Origin of the sequence: Burkholderia sp. MSMB2157WGS, from assembly GCF_001532755.1 — a bacterium.
Lineage (GTDB): Bacteria > Pseudomonadota > Gammaproteobacteria > Burkholderiales > Burkholderiaceae > Burkholderia.
In genome coordinates this window covers 721,464-738,893 of sequence record NZ_LPJG01000011.1, presented here as the reverse complement: position 1 = coordinate 738,893, position 17,430 = coordinate 721,464, and the positions used below count along the sequence as shown (strand labels likewise).

Genomic DNA, 17,430 nt, shown 5'->3' with positions numbered 1-17,430 from the left:
CGCCGGGCGTTACCAGCTGTACCGGTAGCCGACCTGCCCGACGATCCCGCGCCGGTAATCGCCGCCGATGTTGCGCGCGATCTTCGCATTCGCGTACAGCTCGCCCGACTTGCCGAAGCCGGCGGTCACGCCGACGCCGAGCTCGTACCACGTGCGCCCGAGATGCGTCGCGAACGGCGTGCCGCCGACGACGGTCTGCCCCGGCGACAGGAAGTCGTGCAGCACGTCGGCCGTGAAGTACGGCGTCGCGGCGCCGCCGCCCGCGTCCGACTGGAGGTTCGGCCGGAAGAAGCGCACGCCGACGCGGCCGCGCAGCGCATGCGTCGTCGTGCCCGAGACGGCCGACACGTTGTCGTTGAACCCGTTCAGCTTCAGGTACTGGTACATCAACTGCGCCTGCGGCTCGACCGCGATCGGCAACGTGCCGAGCGCGAACGGCTTGCCGACTTCCTGCGACAGCGCGACGCCGAAGCCGTTCTGCGACGCTTCGTTGCCGTAGCTGTCGCGATAGCGGTTGCCGTAGTGCGTGACCTGTCCGACGCTGTCGAAGTAGGTGCCGTCAGGCAGATAGCGCGTCCAGTAGCCGCCCACGCTCTGCGCGTGCATCTCGACCGAGCCCGTCGACGTCGACAGGTTCGGCGAGCCGGCGCGCGCCATGTCGCTGAAGCTCGCATTCGCCACGCCGATGCTGGCCGTCACGCCCGCATGCGTGCTGCCGGCGCCGTTCGGCGCCTGATCGACGGTCCAGTCCTTGCCGAACTGCGCGAAGAACGTGCGTTCGTCGGCCGAGAAGCGGCCCGCGTTCGCATCGAGACTCTGGCCGCCGATACGCCCCCACACGCCGTCGCGATTGCCGGGCTGCTGCTTCTCGACGTTGTAGATGTCGCCGACGCGCTCGTGCAGCCGGCCGAGCGTCGAGAAGCCGTAGTCGGCGTTCAGCAGCGGTGTCATCGCGTAGCCGGAGACGCCCGGGCGATACGCGAGCGCGCCGCCGTTGCCGTTGCCATTTCCGTCGTTGCCGCCGTCGCCGCCGCCAGCCGGGTGGATCGGGTCGCCGGGGTCGGTCGGGTCGAGCTGCGAACGCAGGTACCAGCCGTTCGCGTCGCTTTGCCCGCCGCGATAGAGCCGGTACTCGTATGCGCCGGCCTGTACCGGGCCCGCGAGATGGAACGCCGACGCGGCGGTCGTGCCGCCGTTGGCCGTGACGACGACCGGAATCCCGTCGCCGGTCGTCTGCGCGCCGGTGCCGGCCGTATTGGCGATCTTCAGGCCGGTCGTGCCGGTCGCCGTGCCGCCGTTCACGATCAGGCGGTCGGTCGGCGACGCGTCGGCGCCGAGATACGTGTTCAGCGCGATCGTGCCGCCGTTGCCGACGTAGCCGCCGGTCGTCAGCGTCTTGTAGCTGCCGGTCAGCGTCGGTGAGCCGGTCGGCGCGACGAATGCGACGAGGCCCGCGTTGCTCAGGCGGCTCACGACCGAGCTGCCCGTCATGCGCCACGTGCTCGTGCCGTCGATGGTCAGCGCGACCGGGTCGATCTTCCCGGTCAGCGTCGTGCCGTTCGCGAGGAACACGTTGCCGGTGCTCGACGCGTCGGAAACGATGTCGCCCGCGAGGTTCACCGCCGATGCGTCGAACGTCACGTTGCTGCCGTTCGCGAGGTTCAGCAGCGTGCCGTTGCCGGCCGTCACGACCGTGCCGTTGCGCACCGCGATGTCGGCCGTGCCGCCGCGCGCGGCGAAGGCCGGCCCGGTGGCGGCCGTCACGCTGCCGCCGTCGACGAGTACCGAGCTGGTCGCGCCGTTCGCGAGCGTGTCCGACGTCAGCACGCCGGCCGTCGCGCCCGCGAGCGTCGTGCCGGTCAACGCGAGCACGCCGCCGCTGTTCGCGGTTGCGCCGTTGCCGGCCGCGCTGGCGAGCGACGATCCCGCATCGGCGACGCGGCCGCCGTTTTGCACGACGATGGCATCGGCTGCGCTTCCCGATGTCGAGATTTTCGTGCCCGACAGCAGGGCCGTCGCGCCGGCGTCCATGACGATCGCATGGGCGTTCGAGCCGGTCGTCGCGACGGTCGTTCCATTGGCCGTGAGCATCGAATCGGCCCCCGACACGGACAGGCCGCGCGCATCGGCGCCCGCCGTGCGGACGACCGTGGCCGCATCGGTCGCGATGCGCGCGCCCGCGCCGGTCGACGTGAGGCCGGCGGCGCCATTGCCGGTCGTGGCGACCTGCGTGCCGGACAGCGCGATCGTTGCATTCGCACCGAGGTTGCGGATCCCGCTGCCCGCGCCGCCGACCGCGATCGACGTCGCGCCGGCCGCGATACCGCCGCCCGAGACTGTCGCGTCGATCAGCACGCCGTCGGCGCTGCCGTTCGTGATGACGGCGCCGGCGCCCGACAGCGCGACGGACGCGCCGGCCCCCGTCAGGCGTACGCCCGCGATACCGTCGTCGGCTTCGATCGAGCCCGCATTCGCAAGCGTGGCCGACGCACCCTGCACGAGCGCGCCCGTGCCGTTGGCGACCCGGATCGTCGATGCGTTGTTCACCGTGCCGAGCGTGCCGGCCACGACGCCCGTCGAGCCGGCGCCGGTCAGCGACACCGTGCTGCGGTTCTCGAGCGTGCCGAGGTTTTGCGCGACGAAACCCGTCACGCCGGCGGTCGACGACGTGACGGCGGCATCGTTGATCAGCGTCGTCGCGACCGGTGCGCCGGCATTCGCGCCGGCGAGGTCGTGCGCCTGGCCGTCGACGACGCCCGCGGTCGCGCCGGCCGCGTTCAGGTTGATCGTCGCGCCCGCGTCGATCGTACCTTTCGCGCCGCCTTCGACCGCGATCGCGATGCCGTTCGCGCCGTTGACGTTATAGACCGCGTTGCCGGTCGACAGCGTGGTGCCGGCATCGGTCGCGAGCACGCCGCGCGCCCGCTGGCCGTTGACGTCGGTCGTCAGCGCGCCGGCCGTCGACGCGCCCGTGTAGGCTGCGCCGCCCGCGACGCGGAACAGCGTCGAATCGTCGGTGTCGACGCTCAGGTGCTGCGCGGCGACGTTGATTTTCGAGCCTGCACCGTATGCATAGAAGCCGATCTGGTCGGTGCCGGACGTGAAGGCCGGCACGGCGTTCGCCCCGACGTCGATCGTCGCGCCCGAACGCGCATGCACGCCGATCGCGCCGGTGCCGGTCAGGTTCAGCGCCCCGTCGATCGTGGCCTTCGCGAGCGGCCCTTCGGCCCACACGCCGTAGTTGCGCGTGCCCGACGCGGGATCGAGACCGCCGGCGACGTCGATCGTGCCGGTCGACGTCGCGGCCGTCGCGTTCGTGCCGGTGCCGACGACCATGATGCCGATGCCGTTCACGCCATTCAGCGTGATCGTGCCCGTGTTGGTCACGGCCGCCGCGGTATCGGCGGCGAGCATGCCGACGTTGGCGAGCGGCGTGCCGGGCGCGGCGCCGTCGACGACGATCGCGCCCGCGTTGGTCAGTGCGCCGGAGGTGGAGCCGATGCTCGCCAGCGCGGCGCCGTTCTGCGTTTGCGTGCCGATCACGATCGTGCCGAGGTTGCTCGCGGTGCCCGACGCGCCGAGCAGGATGCCGTACGCGTGCGCGGACAGCGCGACGTCGTTCGCGGCCTCGGGCGAGGCGGCGTCGTATTGCGCGGCGCGGCCGAGATAGATCGTGCCGCCGGCTTCGTTCGTGAAGCTGCCGCCGGCGACGAGGCCGCCGATCACCTGGCTGTCGAGCGTCGTCGCGTTGACGCCGACGTTGATCGTGCCGGCGTTCGACGCGCGTGCGCCGTCCGTGACGGCGACCGCGTAGTTCTGCAGGTCGGGGCGCGTGCTGTTGAAGGTCCAGGCACCGACGTTCATCACGCCGTTGTTGACGAAGGTCGTGCCGGCGCCGTTCGCGTAGATGCCGCTGCCCTCGGTGTATGCGTTGAGGCTGAAGTTGTAGGGCGGCGCGGCGCCGCCCGTGTCGAAGTTGTCGCCGGCGGCGTAGCCGGACGAAATCACGCCGTTGTTCACGCCGCTCGCGCCGGTCAGCAGGCGCACGAGCGTGAAGTCGCCCGACAGCCGTCCGTCGTTGACGAAGTACGCACCGTTTTCGGCGAGGACCGCCGAGCTCGAGTCGATCGTGTTGGTGCCGCGAAAGTCAATCTGGCCGTCCTTGCCGATGTGCAGCGTCGCGTTTGCGCCGGTGCCGTGCATCACCGTCAGGTAATCCATCGGCAGCGTGTTCTTGTCGCCCGGCGACACGTTGTTCGCATACTCGAACGATTGCGTGGAGAACGTGACGGCCTGGCTGAACGCTTGATCGTAGGCGGCCTGCGAGCCGAGTGCGCCGCTCTGGACCGAGCGCACGAGAAAGGTGTTGTACGCGGCGAGCGACGCGGCGTCGGTGACCGTCCAGGCGCTGCCGTCGAACGCCGTGAAGGTGCCCGCGTACGTCGGCACGTCGAGCAGCACGTGGCTGACGGGGCCGCCGCTCGCGAGATAGTCGCCGGTGCCGAGCCAGACCTGGTTGCGCGAGTTCCAGTTGACGACGCTTTGCGCCGTGCCCGTGCCGTCCGCGACGAACAGGTCGGTCTGCTTGGGCGCCATCGTGATCGCGTTGCCGGCCGCCGTCGGCGCGCCCGCCGGAGCGCCGATCGACACGTCGAGCGTGCCGCCGGAGCGATCGACGGTGCCGATCCGCGTGTTCACGTACTGGTCGCCGTTCACGTCGTGATAGACCGGCACGTTGATCGAGCCGGCGCTCGAGGCCACGAACGCACCCGAATCATAGGTCGCGACCGTCGTATGGCTGCCGGTGATCGAGTCGGGCGTGCTGACGCTGCGCGTCTTGCCGCCGATCGACAGCAGCGGCTGGTCGGGGTTGCCCGATACGACGGACGTGCTGCCGAGCGGCGTCAGCGTGTAGCCCATGTCGCCGGTCGCGCCGGTCCAGGCGCCCGTCAGGCCGACCCGGTCGCCGCCCGACACGGTCGTGGCGCCGGCCAGGTTGTCGTTGACCGTCGGGCTGAAGCTGTCGAGCGTGCAGGTGCCCCCGTTCGCGATGGCGGCGCCGCTGCCGCACGTCGATGCGTGCGCGGCGCCGGCCGACAGCGCCGCGAGTGCGGCGCCGAGCGCCGCGACGCGCAGCGGCGACCGGCGCGCCGTTGCGTGCGCGGTGCGGCGACTCGAACCCGACGCGCCGCCCGAGCGCTTGCCGCGCGCCCGGGCCGTTTCCGCAACCGCGACCCAGCAGCCGGCGGCTTCGCTCCATATCGATCGAAATGAGTGATTCACGGCATACCCCTCTTTCTTCTTTTTGACGTGGCATTCGCCGCCATTCGGCGAATTCGCATTCCGCGGTGGGGAAACGATCCGAAGGGGCGAGCGGCGGCTATGGCTGCATGTCGCGCCAATCGTGTTTCGTTACACCGAGGATGGGCGGAGTCTACCGATTCGGGTGGCCGTCGATTATCGAGAAATGGGAAACTGTAATGATGCGAACCGTAATGCGTGGTATTTTCGATTTGTGTGGTTGATCGAACCGAAGGCCATGGCGGTGGCGGGTTTGGGGGATTTTTTCAAAATCCGGAAGGACTGTCGGAGTAGGTGGGATAACGCACGGTTTCGATGGGCAGGTTGCACTAAAATACGGGCCCGGGATTTTATTTTTGATTGACGGTTGTTTTGTTTGTCTCGTCTTTTATTTATTTTCGTTTGTAAATTAATAAAATCAAGCAAATGTTGCGTGACGTCGATCGGTTGCGCCGGGTGGTCGTCAAAATGAAACCATATTGGTCGGAGCGGGGCGATTTGCGCCGATGACGGGCGTCGTCGGACGCGTCGCGTGAAGCTCGCGCAGCAGGCAGTGCGCAGGAAGCGGCCGCGGCCGCGCGTCAGAAATCGATCGCGTCGTCCGAATCGCCGTCGGCCGCGGCGGCGAGCGCTTCGCGAACCGCCGTGCGCGGCGCGGACGCCGATGCGTCGAGCGACGGGTTGCGCAGTTTCTCGAGCACGCGCTCGGGCACCGGAATCCGCATCCGCGCGGCGACGTCGCCGCACTGGAACATGATCAGCTCGCCCGGCTCGAATGCGGTCCAGACTTCGTTGTCGGTGAGCGGCTGCGTCGCGATCACCGCGACGCGATCCTCCGGCGTCGTGTATTTCGCGAAGTCGATCGACAGGTCTTCGTCGACGAGATGCGCGGTCGAGAACGGCCAGCGCCGCACGAGGTAGTGCAGCCGCGTCGAGCAGTGCGCGAAGAGCGCCTGGCCGTTCGACATCAGGAAGTTGAACACGCCGTGATCGGTGATGCCGCGCGTCAGCTCGCCGACCCGCTCGAACAGTTCGGGCAGCGGCGGCTGCGCGCCGGGAAAGGCCTCGCGCAGCCCCTGCATCAGCACGCAGAACGCCTGCTCGCTGTCGGTCGTGCCGACCGGATGGTAGACGCTGCCGTCCATGTCCGGCGCGTAGTCCTGCAGGTCGCCGTTATGCGCGAAGATCCAGTGCCGGCCCCACAGCTCGCGCATGAACGGATGGCTGTTCTCGAGCAGGATGTGCCCTTGCGTCGCCTTGCGGATATGCGCGATCGTGTTCTTGGACTTGATCGGGTAGCGCTTCACCATTTCGGCGATCGGCGACGTGGCCGATGCCTGGTGATCGATGAAGAGACGGCAGGCCTTGTCTTCGAAGAACGCGATGCCCCAGCCGTCGGCATGGTGATCGGTGAGCCCGCCCCGGGCCGCGAAACCTGTGAAGGAGAATGTGACGTCCGTCGGCGCGGCGCAGTTCATTCCAAGGAGTTGGCACATTTTACGTGGGGCGGCAGGCTGAAGCGGGGGTAACGAACCGGGCGAACCCCGGTACAATGCGGTTTCTAGCATATCACCGAGCCCTGAGCGGTAAAAAGCGGATTCCGCTGGTCAAAGGCCCCGTGTTGCGGTTTGCCGTCAGTCGGCCCGCGCACGCGCGTTCCGGCCCCGCCGATGGCAAGCCCGTTCCTCACGACGCCTCCTATGACTGCCTCGAACGCTTCTTCCCCGGCGACGCTTTCGCTCGCCCGTCCCGACGACTGGCATCTGCACCTGCGAGACGGCGACATGCTCGCCGCCGTGCTGCCGCACACCGCCCGCCAGTTCGGCCGCGCCATCGTCATGCCGAACCTGAAGCCGCCGGTCACGACCACCGCGCAGGCGCAGGCCTATCGCGAGCGCATCCTCGCCGCGCTGCCGGCCGGGATGACGTTCGAACCGCTGATGACGCTGTACCTGACCGACAACACGCCGCCCGACGAAATCCGCCGCGCGCGCGAGAGCGGCTTCGTGCACGGCGTGAAGCTGTATCCGGCGGGCGCGACGACGAACTCCGACCACGGCGTCACCGATCTCGCGAAATGCGCGAAGACACTCGAGGCGATGCAGGACACCGGCATGCCGCTGCTCGTGCACGGCGAGGTGACCGATGCGTCGATCGACCTGTTCGATCGCGAGAAGGTGTTCATCGATCGCGTGATGACGCCGCTGCGCCGCGATTTCCCGGGCCTGAAGGTCGTGTTCGAGCACATCACGACGAAGGACGCGGCCGACTACGTGCGCGATGCCGACGCGGCGCCCGGTTTGCTCGGCGCGACGATCACCGCGCATCACCTGCTGTACAACCGCAACGCATTGTTCGTCGGCGGGATTCGCCCGCATTACTACTGCTTGCCGGTGCTGAAGCGCGAGACGCATCGCGTGGCGCTGGTCGAGGCCGCGACGTCGGGCAACCCGCGCTTCTTCCTCGGCACCGACAGCGCGCCGCATGCGCGCGGCGCGAAGGAAACCGCGTGCGGCTGCGCGGGCTGCTACACGGCGCTGCACGCGCTCGAACTGTACGCGGAAGCATTCGACACGGCCGGCGCGCTCGACAAGCTGGAAGGGTTCGCGAGCTTCTTCGGCGCGGATTTCTACGGGCTGCCGCGCAGCGCCGAGACGGTCACGCTGCGTCGCGAGGCGTGGGAGCTGCCGCGCGAGATCTTCGCGGGCGATACGCCGGTCGTGCCGCTGCGCGGCGGCGAGACGATCGGCTGGAAACTCGCGTGACCGGCGCGCCGCCGCGCGAATCCGGCTCTGCGGCCGGTCTCGCGGCGGCGGAATTCGCGCGGATCGACTGGTCCGCGCCGTGGCTCGCGCCCTACGCGGAGCCGGGTCGCGCGTGGCAGGCGGCTGCCCGCGCGGACGAGGCCGCGCTGCTCGATGCGTTGAACGGCGCGTTGCACGGCGGCGATCGCGTCACCGGACGTGGCCGGCCGCTGCGGTTCGTGCCGCAGGCCGAGCTGCCGCCCGGCGTCGCGTACGAGACCCATATCGCGGCCACCGGCCGCGTGCCGACCCGCCAGAATCTCCACGACTTCTTCAATGCGCTCGTCTGGTTCGCGTACCCGCGCGCCAAAGCCGCGCTGAATGCGCGTCAGGCCGCCGCGATCGATGCGGCGGGCGGGGTCGGCCCCGTGCGCGGCGCGTTGCGCGATGCACTGACGTTGTTCGACGAGAATGCGGCGCTGTTCGTCACGGCCGACCGCGCGCTCGCCGACGCGCTGCGCGGCTTCGACTGGCCGCGGCTGCTGGTGGCCGAGCGCGATGCGTGGGGGACGCGCTGCGAAGCGCGGCTGGTCGGCCATGCGCTGCTCGAACAGCTCGTCGTACCGTACAAATCCTGCACCGCGCACACGTGGATCGTGGAAGTGAGCGCCGACTATTTTTCATGGTCCGACGCGCAACGGCGCGCGCATGTCGACGCGCGCATCGCCGCCGAAATCGCGACGCGCGCGCTGACGCCCCGCGATTTCGCGCCGCTGCCGGTGCTCGGCGTGCCGGGCTGGTGCGCCGCGAACGCCGACGCCGCGTTCTACGACGATCCGGCCGTGTTTCGCAGCGGCCGCCGCTCGCGCGCTGCCGACGGCGGCGCGCAGTGCTAGAATGCGCGTCGCAAAGCAGGCCAGGCAGTCGCGGCCTCGCCGCCTTCGGGCGCGCGGGGGCGAGGAAAGTCCGGACTCCACAGGGCAGGGTGATGGCTAACGGCCATCCGTGGCGACACGCGGAACAGGGCAACAGAAAGCAAACCGCCGATGGCCCGGCGCAAGCCGGGATCAGGTAAGGGTGAAACGGTGCGGTAAGAGCGCACCGCGGCGACGGCGACGTTCGCCGGCACGGTAACCTCCACCCGGAGCAATTCCAAGTAGGCAGGCGCGCATTTTCGGATGCAGGACGGGGCCCCCGTCTCGTCTGCGGGTAGGAAGCTTGAGCGCGTCAGCAATGGCGCGCCTAGAGGAATGGCTGCCACGCGTTGCGCGCTTCGGCGCGCGGCGTGCACAGAATCCGGCTTATCGGCCTGCTTTGCCGTTCGAATGCGAAAGGGCCGGCGTCTCCGTGCGGAGCGCCGGCCCTTTTTTCGTGCGTTCGCCGTGCGCTCAGGCGGCGACGATGTCGAACGAATGCGTGAGTTCGGCCGTTTTCGCGATCATGATCGACGCGGAGCAGTACTTGTCGTGCGACAGGTTGATCGCGCGCTCGACCGTGGCCGGGTTCAGGTTGCGGCCGGTGACCGTGAAGTGGAAGTGCACTTTCGTGAACACCTTCGGATCTTCGCTCGCGCGCTCGGCCTTCAGCGTGACCGAGCAGCCGCTCACTTCCTGGCGGCTTTTCTTCAGGATCAGCACGACGTCATAGGCCGTGCAGCCGCCGGTGCCGAGCAGCACCATTTCCATCGGACGCGGCGCGAGGTTGTGGCCGCCGCCTTCGGGCGCGCCGTCCATCGTGACGAGGTGCCCGCTGCCGGTCTCGGCGGAAAACGCCATGCCGTCCTGGCCCATCCAGCTTACTTTGCATTCCATGCTTGCACTCCAGCGTTGCCTGATTCGGATTCGATCCGGCATTGTAGCCCGCGGCGCAACGGTCGGCTGATGCGCTGCACGACGCGCAACGCCGGCGCCGGGCGAACGGGGTGACGAGCGGCGATTTCCCTGCTGGATTTAGGGGTTTTGCTCTAGGCGGGGACGGTTTCAGGTCGTGTCTGGTGCGATTAGGTATTTGATTTAAAACGACAATTTTAGTGTGTGAGTTTGCCGGCCGCAATCCCATATCGTGGGATGTAATTTCGCCATGCAAATTTTCTTGTGAAGTCCGTAGGCCATTCGTATAATGAACCTCATTGGTTGTCGCGCTGCGGCAACCTCCGAATGTCTCCTCCACCCTCCTCCTAAGGTGGATTAAGCCCGAACCATCCGTTCGGGCTTTTTTTCGTCCCATGCAAACATCGGCGCGCGGCTTGCACGCGCCGCCGCGTCACGCGGGCTGTCGCGCCGCCGGCTGCGAGGTCGCGTCGGGCGACGTGCCGCGCGCGCCGGCATCGGGCGTCGGCGCGTGGGCGGCCGACGCGTGGCCGTGGCCGCGCGCGCAGAAGTGGCGCACGCGTTCGCGCACCGCGCGCAGGCGCGCGATGCGGTCTTCGGCATGCGCGGTCCGGGCTTCGGCGATGCGCGCATCGAGTGCGTCGAGCTTGGCTTCGCAGCCGGAGCGGGCGGCGACGGCGGGCGCCGCGGCGGCCAGCAGGGCGGCCGCGAGGAAAGGCGTAAGTTGTTGTTTCATCATGCTGATTTGTTGTTTTTCGGGTTCGGCCGGTCGGGCGCGGCAAGGTCAGGTGCCCCGCGTCGATGGGTGCCTCCCCAGGCGCTCGGTTCGCCTGGCTGGTCGGGGCACGATCGAATTTTGGCTCATTTCGGCCGTTCCGAACACGGGACGTGGAATCTCTTTGACTACGCAGCCGTATTTCCTTTATAATTCAGGGCTTTTCCGCATTCATGCCCACGGAAAAAGAACAGGGAGAGCCTGCACCGCGCCTCGAAGCGCACACAGACAAGCAGGAAGAACACATCGGGCAAAGCATTTTTTTTGGATCGATCATGAAGACGTTTTCCGCAAAAGCCCATGAGGTGACGCGCGAATGGTACGTGATTGACGCGACGGATAAGGTTCTCGGCCGTGTTGCCAGCGAAGTGGCACGCCGTCTGCGCGGCAAGCACAAGCCTGAGTTCACCCCGCACGTCGACACCGGTGATTTCATCATCATCATCAACGCGAGCAAGTTGAAGGTCACGGGCAACAAGACGCTGGACAAGAAGTACTACCGTCACTCGGGCTACCCGGGCGGTATCTATGAAACGACGTTCGGCAAGATGCAGGAACGCTTCCCGGGCCGCGCGCTCGAGAAGGCGGTCAAGGGCATGCTGCCGAAGGGCCCGCTCGGCTACGCGATGATCAAGAAGCTGAAGGTCTACGCAGAAGCGACGCATCCGCATTCGGCTCAACAGCCGAAGGCGCTCGAGATCTAAGGGGAGCCCACATGATCGGTAACTGGAACTACGGCACGGGCCGCCGCAAGAGCGCAGTCGCACGTGTCTTCATCAAGGCTGGCAAGGGCGACATCATCGTCAACGGCAAGCCCATCGCTGACTACTTCTCGCGCGAAACGTCGCTGATGATCGTGCGTCAGCCGCTGGAACTCACGAACCACGGCCAGACGTTCGACATCAAGGTGAACGTCAACGGCGGCGGCGAAACGGGTCAGGCAGGTGCAGTGCGCCACGGCATCACCCGTGCCCTGATCGACTACGATGCGACGCTGAAGCCGTCGCTGTCGAGCGCAGGCTTCGTCACGCGCGATGCGCGTGAAGTCGAGCGTAAGAAGGTCGGTCTGCGCAAGGCTCGCCGCGCAAAGCAGTTCTCGAAGCGTTAATTTCGCTTCATGGCCTCGCCGCTTTCGGGCGGCGTCCGCCGGAAAAACCGCCAGCTTTCGCGCTGGCGGTTTTTTTATGCCCGCTTCCGGGCTTGCTGCGGCGCCCGCACGCGTGGGCGCCCTTGATGAAATCGACAAGAACCTGTTGATTTCATGGACTTCAGCACGATCTTCTGATCGGCCCTACAATAGCGGCTAAAGCTTTTTGGAGAGTTCGAATGAACGCTGTTACCGAATCCGCAGCAACGACGACCGATATGCCGCTGCCGTTCGTCTTCACCGACGCCGCGGCCGACAAGGTCAAGCAATTGATCGACGAAGAGGGCAATCCCGACCTGAAGCTGCGCGTGTTCGTGCAGGGTGGCGGCTGCTCCGGCTTCCAGTATGGCTTCACGTTCGACGAGGAAGTCAACGAGGACGACACCGTGATGAACAAGAACGGCGTCCAGCTCCTGATCGACTCGATGAGCTACCAGTACCTGGTCGGCGCCGAGATCGACTACAAGGACGACCTCAACGGCGCGCAGTTCGTGATCAAGAATCCGAACGCAACCACCACCTGCGGGTGCGGTTCGTCATTCTCGGTCTGAGCGAACGCCGGATCCGCGCCGGTTCGCCGGCATGAAAAACGGGGCTTGATGCCCCGTTTTTCATGCGCGCTCGCCTTGCAGCACCCGCCGCGCAGCGGATATCGCTTCAGCGCGGATAGAGCGCACCGAGTACGCGCTCGCCGGCGGCACCCGTCACGCTCGCGAGATTGCCGGGCTGACGCGCGGTGAAGCGGTACGCGAGCCACGCGAACGCGAGCGCTTCGACCTGCTGCGGCGGTACGCCGAGCGCGGCCGTCGTATCGACGGTGGCCGGCACGCCGGCCTCGCGCAGCGCGTGCCGGAGCGCGTCGAGCAGCACCGGATTGCGTGCGCCGCCGCCGCATACGAAGACGGCCTTGCAGCCCGGCGCGTGCTGCGCGATCTCGCGCGCCACCGATACCGCGGTGAGCGCGGTGAGCGTCGCCTGCACATCCTCCGGCGCAACCTGCGGGAACGCGGCGAGCTTCGCATCGAGCCAGGCGGGATTGAACAGGTCGCGTCCGGTGCTTTTCGGCGGTGGCGCGGTGAAATACGGTTCGTCGAGCAACGCGTCCAGCAGCGGCGCGCGGACGCTGCCGCGTGCGGCGAACTCCCCGCCGTCGTCGTACGGCTTGCCCAGATGGCGGGTCGCCCACGCGTCGATCAGCGCGTTCGCGGGCCCGCAGTCGAAGCCGCGCACGTCGCCGCCCGCGGCCGGCAGGATCGTGATGTTGCTGATCCCGCCGAGATTGCAGACGACGCGCGTTTCGCCCGGCGCGCCGAACACCGTCGCATGGAAGGCGGGTGCGAGCGGCGCGCCGTGGCCGCCCGCGGCCACGTCGCGGCTGCGGAAATCGGCGATCACGTCGATCTGGGTCAGCTCGGCGAGCAGCGCCGGATTGTTGAGCTGGCGCGTATAGCCGCGCTCGGGGCGATGGCGCACCGTCTGGCCGTGCACGCCGATCGCGCGGATCTCGTCGCGCGACAGCCCGGCCGTACGCTGCAATTCATGGCAGCACACCGCATAGCGCGTGACGAGCGCATTCGCCGCGAGCGATTCGCGGTCGATCTCGTTGTCGCCGGGCTGCTGCAGCGCGAACAGCGCGTCGCGCAGCGATGGCGCGAAGCCGACGAACGCTTCCGCGAGCACGGCCGGCGCGCGGCCGGCCTCGAAACGCACGGCGACGCCGTCGACGCCGTCCATGCTGGTTCCCGACATCAGCCCGAAGTAGATGCCGTCTGCCGGATGGGCATTCTGCGGCGGTCGTTGCGGCACGTTGGGTTCTCCTGGATCGTGCGGCGCGGGCCGGTGCCGCGCGCCTTGCGCCCGATTATCCGCGCAACGTGACGCGTCGTTAAGCGATGCGCGCGCAAGTTATGGGAAAATCCCTGTTTTTGCGACATTCTTCCCGGCACCGATGAGCACCGAACCCAGTTCCAAGCCCGTTTTCCCGATCACCGACGAAGTCCGGCATGCGCTCGCCGTCACGAAGCGCGGCGTCGACGAGCTGCTGATCGAGGAAGAGTTCGCGCAGAAGCTCGCGCGCAGCGCAGCCACGGGCACGCCGCTGCGCATCAAGCTCGGCCTCGACCCGACCGCGCCCGACATCCACATCGGCCATACGGTCGTGCTGAACAAGATGCGCCAGCTGCAGGACCTCGGCCACACGGTGATCTTCCTGATCGGCGATTTCACGTCGCTGATCGGCGATCCGTCGGGCCGCAACGCGACGCGCCCGCCGCTCACGCGCGAGCAGATCGAAGCGAACGCGAAGACCTACTTCGAGCAGGCCGCGCTCGTGCTCGATCGCGACAAGACCGAGATCCGCTACAACAGCGAATGGTCGATGCCGCTCGGCGCGGACGGGATGATCAAGCTCGCGTCGCGCTACACGGTCGCGCGGATCCTCGAGCGCGAGGATTTCACGAAGCGCTTCCAGGGCGGCGTGCCGATCTCGATCCACGAATTCCTGTACCCGCTGATGCAGGGCTACGATTCGGTCGCGCTGAACGCCGATCTCGAGCTCGGCGGCACCGACCAGAAATTCAACCTGCTGGTCGGCCGCGAGCTGCAGAAGCAGTACGGCCAGGAACAGCAGTGCATCCTGACGATGCCGCTGCTCGAAGGGCTCGACGGCGTCGAGAAGATGTCGAAGTCGAAGGGCAACTACGTCGGTATCAGCGAGAAGCCGACCGACATGTTCGGCAAGCTGATGAGCATTTCGGACACGCTGATGTGGCGTTACTTCGAACTGCTGTCGTTCCGCAGCATCGAAGAAATCGCCGGCTTCAAGCGCGACGCCGAAGGCGGCCGCAACCCGCGCGACTTCAAGGTGCTGCTCGCGCAGGAAATCGTCGCGCGCTTTCATTCGCAGGCCGACGCCGAGCGCGCGCTCGAGGATTTCAACCACCGCGCGAAGGGCGGCGTGCCGGACGACATTCCGTCGGTCACGCTGGCCGGCGCGCCGCTGGCGATCGGTCAGTTGCTGAAGCAGGCCGGCCTCGTGCCGTCGACGAGCGAAGCGCTGCGCAACATCGAGCAGGGCGGCGTGAAGATCGACGGCGCGACCGTGTCGGACAAGGGCCTGAAGGTCGAGGCCGGCGAGTTCGTCGTGCAGGTCGGCAAGCGCCGCTTCGCGCGCGTCACGCTGACCGCATGATCGCGCTGATCCAGCGCGTGAAGCGCGCCGACGTGCGCGTCGGCGAGCGCACGACGGGCGAGATCGGCGCGGGCCTGCTCGCGCTCGTCTGCGCGGAGCGCGGCGATACCGAGGCCGCGGCCGACAAGCTGCTCGCGAAGCTGCTCGGCTATCGCGTGTTCAGCGACGCGGCCGGCAAGATGAACCTGCCGGTGTCGAACATCGACGGCGCAGGCCGTGCAGGCGGCCTGCTGCTCGTGTCGCAGTTCACGCTCGCGGCCGATACCAACAGCGGGCTGCGTCCGAGCTTCACGCCGGCCGCGCCGCCCGACGAAGGCGCGCGGCTGTTCGACTATTTCGTCGCGGCCGCGCGGGCGCGCCATCCCGTCGTCGAGACGGGCGAGTTCGGCGCCGACATGCAGGTGTCGCTCGTCAACGACGGCCCCGTGACGTTCTGGCTGCAAGTGCGGCCCTGATTCTTCCCCGGAGGCGCGCCGCGATGGCCACCACGCAGATTCTTTTCATCCGCCATGGCGAGACGGCCTGGAACCGCATCAAGCGCATCCAGGGGCATATCGACATTCCGCTGGCCGACACGGGGCTCGCGCAGGCGCAGCGGCTGGCGGCCCGGCTCGGGCGCGAGGCGCGCGACGGCGCGCGGATCGACGCGGTGTATTCGAGCGACCTGATGCGCGCGCAACAGACCGCGCAACCGTTCGCCGATGTGCTCGGGCTGCCGCTGCTGCTGCGCGAAGGGTTGCGCGAGCGTTCGTACGGCGCATTCCAGGGGCACGACAGCACCGAGATCGAAGCGCTGTTTCCGGACGCGTACGCGGCCTGGCAGACGCGCGATCCGGGCTTCGCGCCGGAAGGCGGCGAGTCGCAGCGCCAGTTCTATCACCGCGTGCTGCATGCGCTCGAACCGATCGTCGCCGCGCATCCGGGCGGCCGGATCGCATGCGTCGCGCACGGCGGCGTGCTCGATTGCGTGTATCGCTTCGCGAACGGGATCGAGTTGTCGGCGCCGCGTAATTATCAGCTGCTCAACACCAGCATCAACGTCGTCGATTACGTGGACGGCCGTGCGCAGGTCGTGCGATGGGCCGATGTGTCGCATCTCGACGCCGCGAGCGACGACGACGGATACCGCAAGGTGCTCTGAGTACGCCAACCCCGTCCGGCATGGCCGGCCTCGGGGTTTCGTTGCCTTGCGCGTGACGCTTATTGCGGCAGCCCGTGGCGCGTCTTGTAGTCGAGCGCGTACGCGATCTTGCCGGGTTTGTCGGCCGTGATCGGCTGGCGCAGCTTGTCGAATTCCCCCTTGCCGTATTTCTTCCCGCCGTTGATCGCATCGGCGCGCCCGAGGTCGGCGCCCGTCTTGCCGTCGATCACGGGGTCCGTGGCCGCGACCATCCGCGTCGACGCATTCCAGACCGCATTCAGGTAGCCCGTGTCGGCCTTCGCCGGATCGGGATCGGTCGTGCCCAGCCGCGTCAGGTCGTAGCCGGCCAACGCGAACGTGCCCGGCTGCGCGCGCAGCCAGTCGGCCCAGTAGAACTCGAGGTAGTCGGTCGCTTGTGCGGGTTTGCCGTAGCCGATGTCGCGCGTGAAATAGACGAGCGAGCGGTAGCGGTCGTTCGTCATCCCGAGCGTCAGGCCGAGGCCGGTCGGCAGTTGCGCGGTCGTGATCGGCTGGCCTTCGCCGTTCTTCAGGCGTAGATAGCCGCGGCTCTGCATCTGCTGCCAGAACGCGTCGCCCGAATAGTCGCCGAGGTTGTCCTTGACGACGACGTGCACGTGCAGCGTTGGGCCGCCGTCGGGCGTTTCGTAATAGGTCGACAGCCCGTGATGACCGTCGGTCAGGTACAGCGTATCGCCGTTGGGGCCGATCACGACGGGGTTCAGCACCGAGCGGTCGCGGGCGTTCGCGTCGGTCGTCGCGCACGTGTAGCTCGCCGGATCGCGCAGCGACGATTTGGCCGTGTAGCCGCTCGCTGCGACGCCGCCGAGGCCTTCGTCCGCGCAGAAGTCGTCGAATTTCTTGTCGGGGTGGAGTTCGTAGCGGCCGAGCTTGTAGTAGATCTGGTCGTAGCCGATCGCACCCTGCGTCGGATGGAGGTCGCCGAGCGTGACGTCGATCAGGTCGCCGACGCGGGCAGCCTTCCATTTGCCCGGCTGCGGCGTGGTGGTGGCGGGCGGCGTGGGCGCCGGCGTCGTCGTCGTGCCGCCGGACGGCGGTTGCGCGTCCGTGCGCGCGACGGCGGCGACATCGTCGCCGCCGCACGCGGCGAGCGCGAAGACGGTGGACAGGCTGGCGGCAAGGGCGAAACGGATCGGCAGGCGTGGCATCGCGGGCATCGGGCGTCGGTCGGGTGGGCGGGGGACACCGCGCGGGTCACGGTCGCGCGTGACGAGCAGGACGTGCGACCGTGCGCGGGTGCAGGCCGGTCAGTTTGCCACTGCAA

14 protein-coding genes and 1 other RNA gene are annotated in these 17,430 nt (G+C 67.8%); 9 read left to right on the top strand and 6 right to left on the bottom strand.

The annotated features are described in order from the left end of the window. Positions 1-9 precede the first annotated feature (9 nt). Both WT53_RS08025 and WT53_RS08020 read right to left on the bottom strand, forming a co-directional pair. Positions 10-5,283, bottom strand: coding sequence for an autotransporter outer membrane beta-barrel domain-containing protein (locus WT53_RS08025; RefSeq protein ID WP_060259092.1), 5,274 nt, complete (start codon positions 5,281-5,283; stop codon positions 10-12). 599 nt (positions 5,284-5,882) lie between these two features. Next, complete coding sequence (locus WT53_RS08020; RefSeq protein ID WP_034206417.1) at positions 5,883-6,797, bottom strand: class II glutamine amidotransferase; 915 nt, start codon at positions 6,795-6,797, stop codon at positions 5,883-5,885. 204 nt (positions 6,798-7,001) lie between these two features. On the opposite strand from WT53_RS08020, the gene pyrC reads away from it, so the two are divergent. From pyrC to rnpB, 3 genes are all read left to right on the top strand, one after another. After that, positions 7,002-8,066, top strand: a complete 1,065-nt coding sequence (gene pyrC, locus WT53_RS08015) for a dihydroorotase (RefSeq protein WP_059779200.1) — start codon at positions 7,002-7,004, stop codon at positions 8,064-8,066. After that, the gene (locus WT53_RS08010) at positions 8,063-8,941 is read left to right on the top strand and encodes a DUF3025 domain-containing protein (RefSeq protein ID WP_060259089.1); all 879 of its coding nucleotides are present in this window, start codon (positions 8,063-8,065) and stop codon (positions 8,939-8,941) included. The genes pyrC and WT53_RS08010 overlap by 4 nt, the downstream gene beginning before the upstream one ends. Positions 8,942-8,953: 12 nt before the next feature. After that, an RNA gene (rnpB, locus tag WT53_RS08005) (RNase P RNA component class A) lies at positions 8,954-9,365 on the top strand. 68 nt (positions 9,366-9,433) lie between these two features. Here the strand turns inward: rnpB and WT53_RS08000 are convergent. Both WT53_RS08000 and WT53_RS07995 read right to left on the bottom strand, forming a co-directional pair. Continuing rightward, positions 9,434-9,898, bottom strand: a complete 465-nt coding sequence (locus tag WT53_RS08000) for an OsmC family protein (RefSeq protein ID WP_074801272.1) — start codon at positions 9,896-9,898, stop codon at positions 9,434-9,436. Between the two features lie 409 nt (positions 9,899-10,307). After that, positions 10,308-10,613 (bottom strand): DUF1090 family protein, encoded by a 306-nt coding sequence (locus WT53_RS07995; RefSeq protein WP_060259087.1) that lies wholly within the window; start codon positions 10,611-10,613, stop codon positions 10,308-10,310. Positions 10,614-10,924: 311 nt separating this feature from the next. On the opposite strand from WT53_RS07995, the gene rplM reads away from it, so the two are divergent. The 3 genes from rplM (at position 10,925) to erpA (ending at position 12,347) form a co-directional block, all read left to right on the top strand. Continuing rightward, positions 10,925-11,353, top strand: a complete 429-nt coding sequence (gene rplM / locus WT53_RS07990; RefSeq protein ID WP_009687896.1) for a 50S ribosomal protein L13 — start codon at positions 10,925-10,927, stop codon at positions 11,351-11,353. Between the two features lie 11 nt (positions 11,354-11,364). Beyond that, the gene (rpsI, locus tag WT53_RS07985; protein WP_006476904.1) at positions 11,365-11,757 is read left to right on the top strand and encodes a 30S ribosomal protein S9; all 393 of its coding nucleotides are present in this window, start codon (positions 11,365-11,367) and stop codon (positions 11,755-11,757) included. Positions 11,758-11,975: 218 nt separating this feature from the next. Continuing rightward, complete coding sequence (erpA, locus tag WT53_RS07980; RefSeq protein ID WP_006759918.1) at positions 11,976-12,347, top strand: iron-sulfur cluster insertion protein ErpA; 372 nt, start codon at positions 11,976-11,978, stop codon at positions 12,345-12,347. Between the two features lie 106 nt (positions 12,348-12,453). Here the strand turns inward: erpA and WT53_RS07975 are convergent, their stop codons facing one another. Beyond that, on the bottom strand, positions 12,454-13,602 hold the full coding sequence (locus WT53_RS07975; protein WP_060259084.1) for an anhydro-N-acetylmuramic acid kinase: 1,149 nt from the start codon (positions 13,600-13,602) through the stop codon (positions 12,454-12,456). Positions 13,603-13,744: 142 nt separating this feature from the next. On the opposite strand from WT53_RS07975, the gene tyrS reads away from it, so the two are divergent. Genes tyrS through WT53_RS07960 form a run of 3 tightly spaced genes read left to right on the top strand, consistent with a single transcriptional unit; the run spans position 13,745 to position 16,127 of the window. Beyond that, positions 13,745-14,986, top strand: coding sequence for a tyrosine--tRNA ligase (tyrS, locus tag WT53_RS07970; RefSeq protein ID WP_034206423.1), 1,242 nt, complete (start codon positions 13,745-13,747; stop codon positions 14,984-14,986). Further along, positions 14,983-15,441 (top strand): D-aminoacyl-tRNA deacylase, encoded by a 459-nt coding sequence (gene dtd, locus WT53_RS07965; protein WP_034206424.1) that lies wholly within the window; start codon positions 14,983-14,985, stop codon positions 15,439-15,441. Before tyrS ends, dtd begins: the two co-directional genes overlap by 4 nt. 23 nt (positions 15,442-15,464) lie before the next feature. After that, positions 15,465-16,127: a histidine phosphatase family protein gene (locus WT53_RS07960; RefSeq protein ID WP_034206425.1), complete on the top strand. Its 663-nt coding sequence runs from the start codon at positions 15,465-15,467 to the stop codon at positions 16,125-16,127. Positions 16,128-16,186: 59 nt separating this feature from the next. On the opposite strand, the gene WT53_RS07955 is transcribed toward WT53_RS07960, so the two are convergent. Then, entirely contained in the window at positions 16,187-17,323 is a 1,137-nt protein-coding gene (locus WT53_RS07955; RefSeq protein ID WP_082727470.1) for a ParB/Srx family N-terminal domain-containing protein, read from the bottom strand. Between the last annotated feature and the right edge of the window lie 107 nt (positions 17,324-17,430).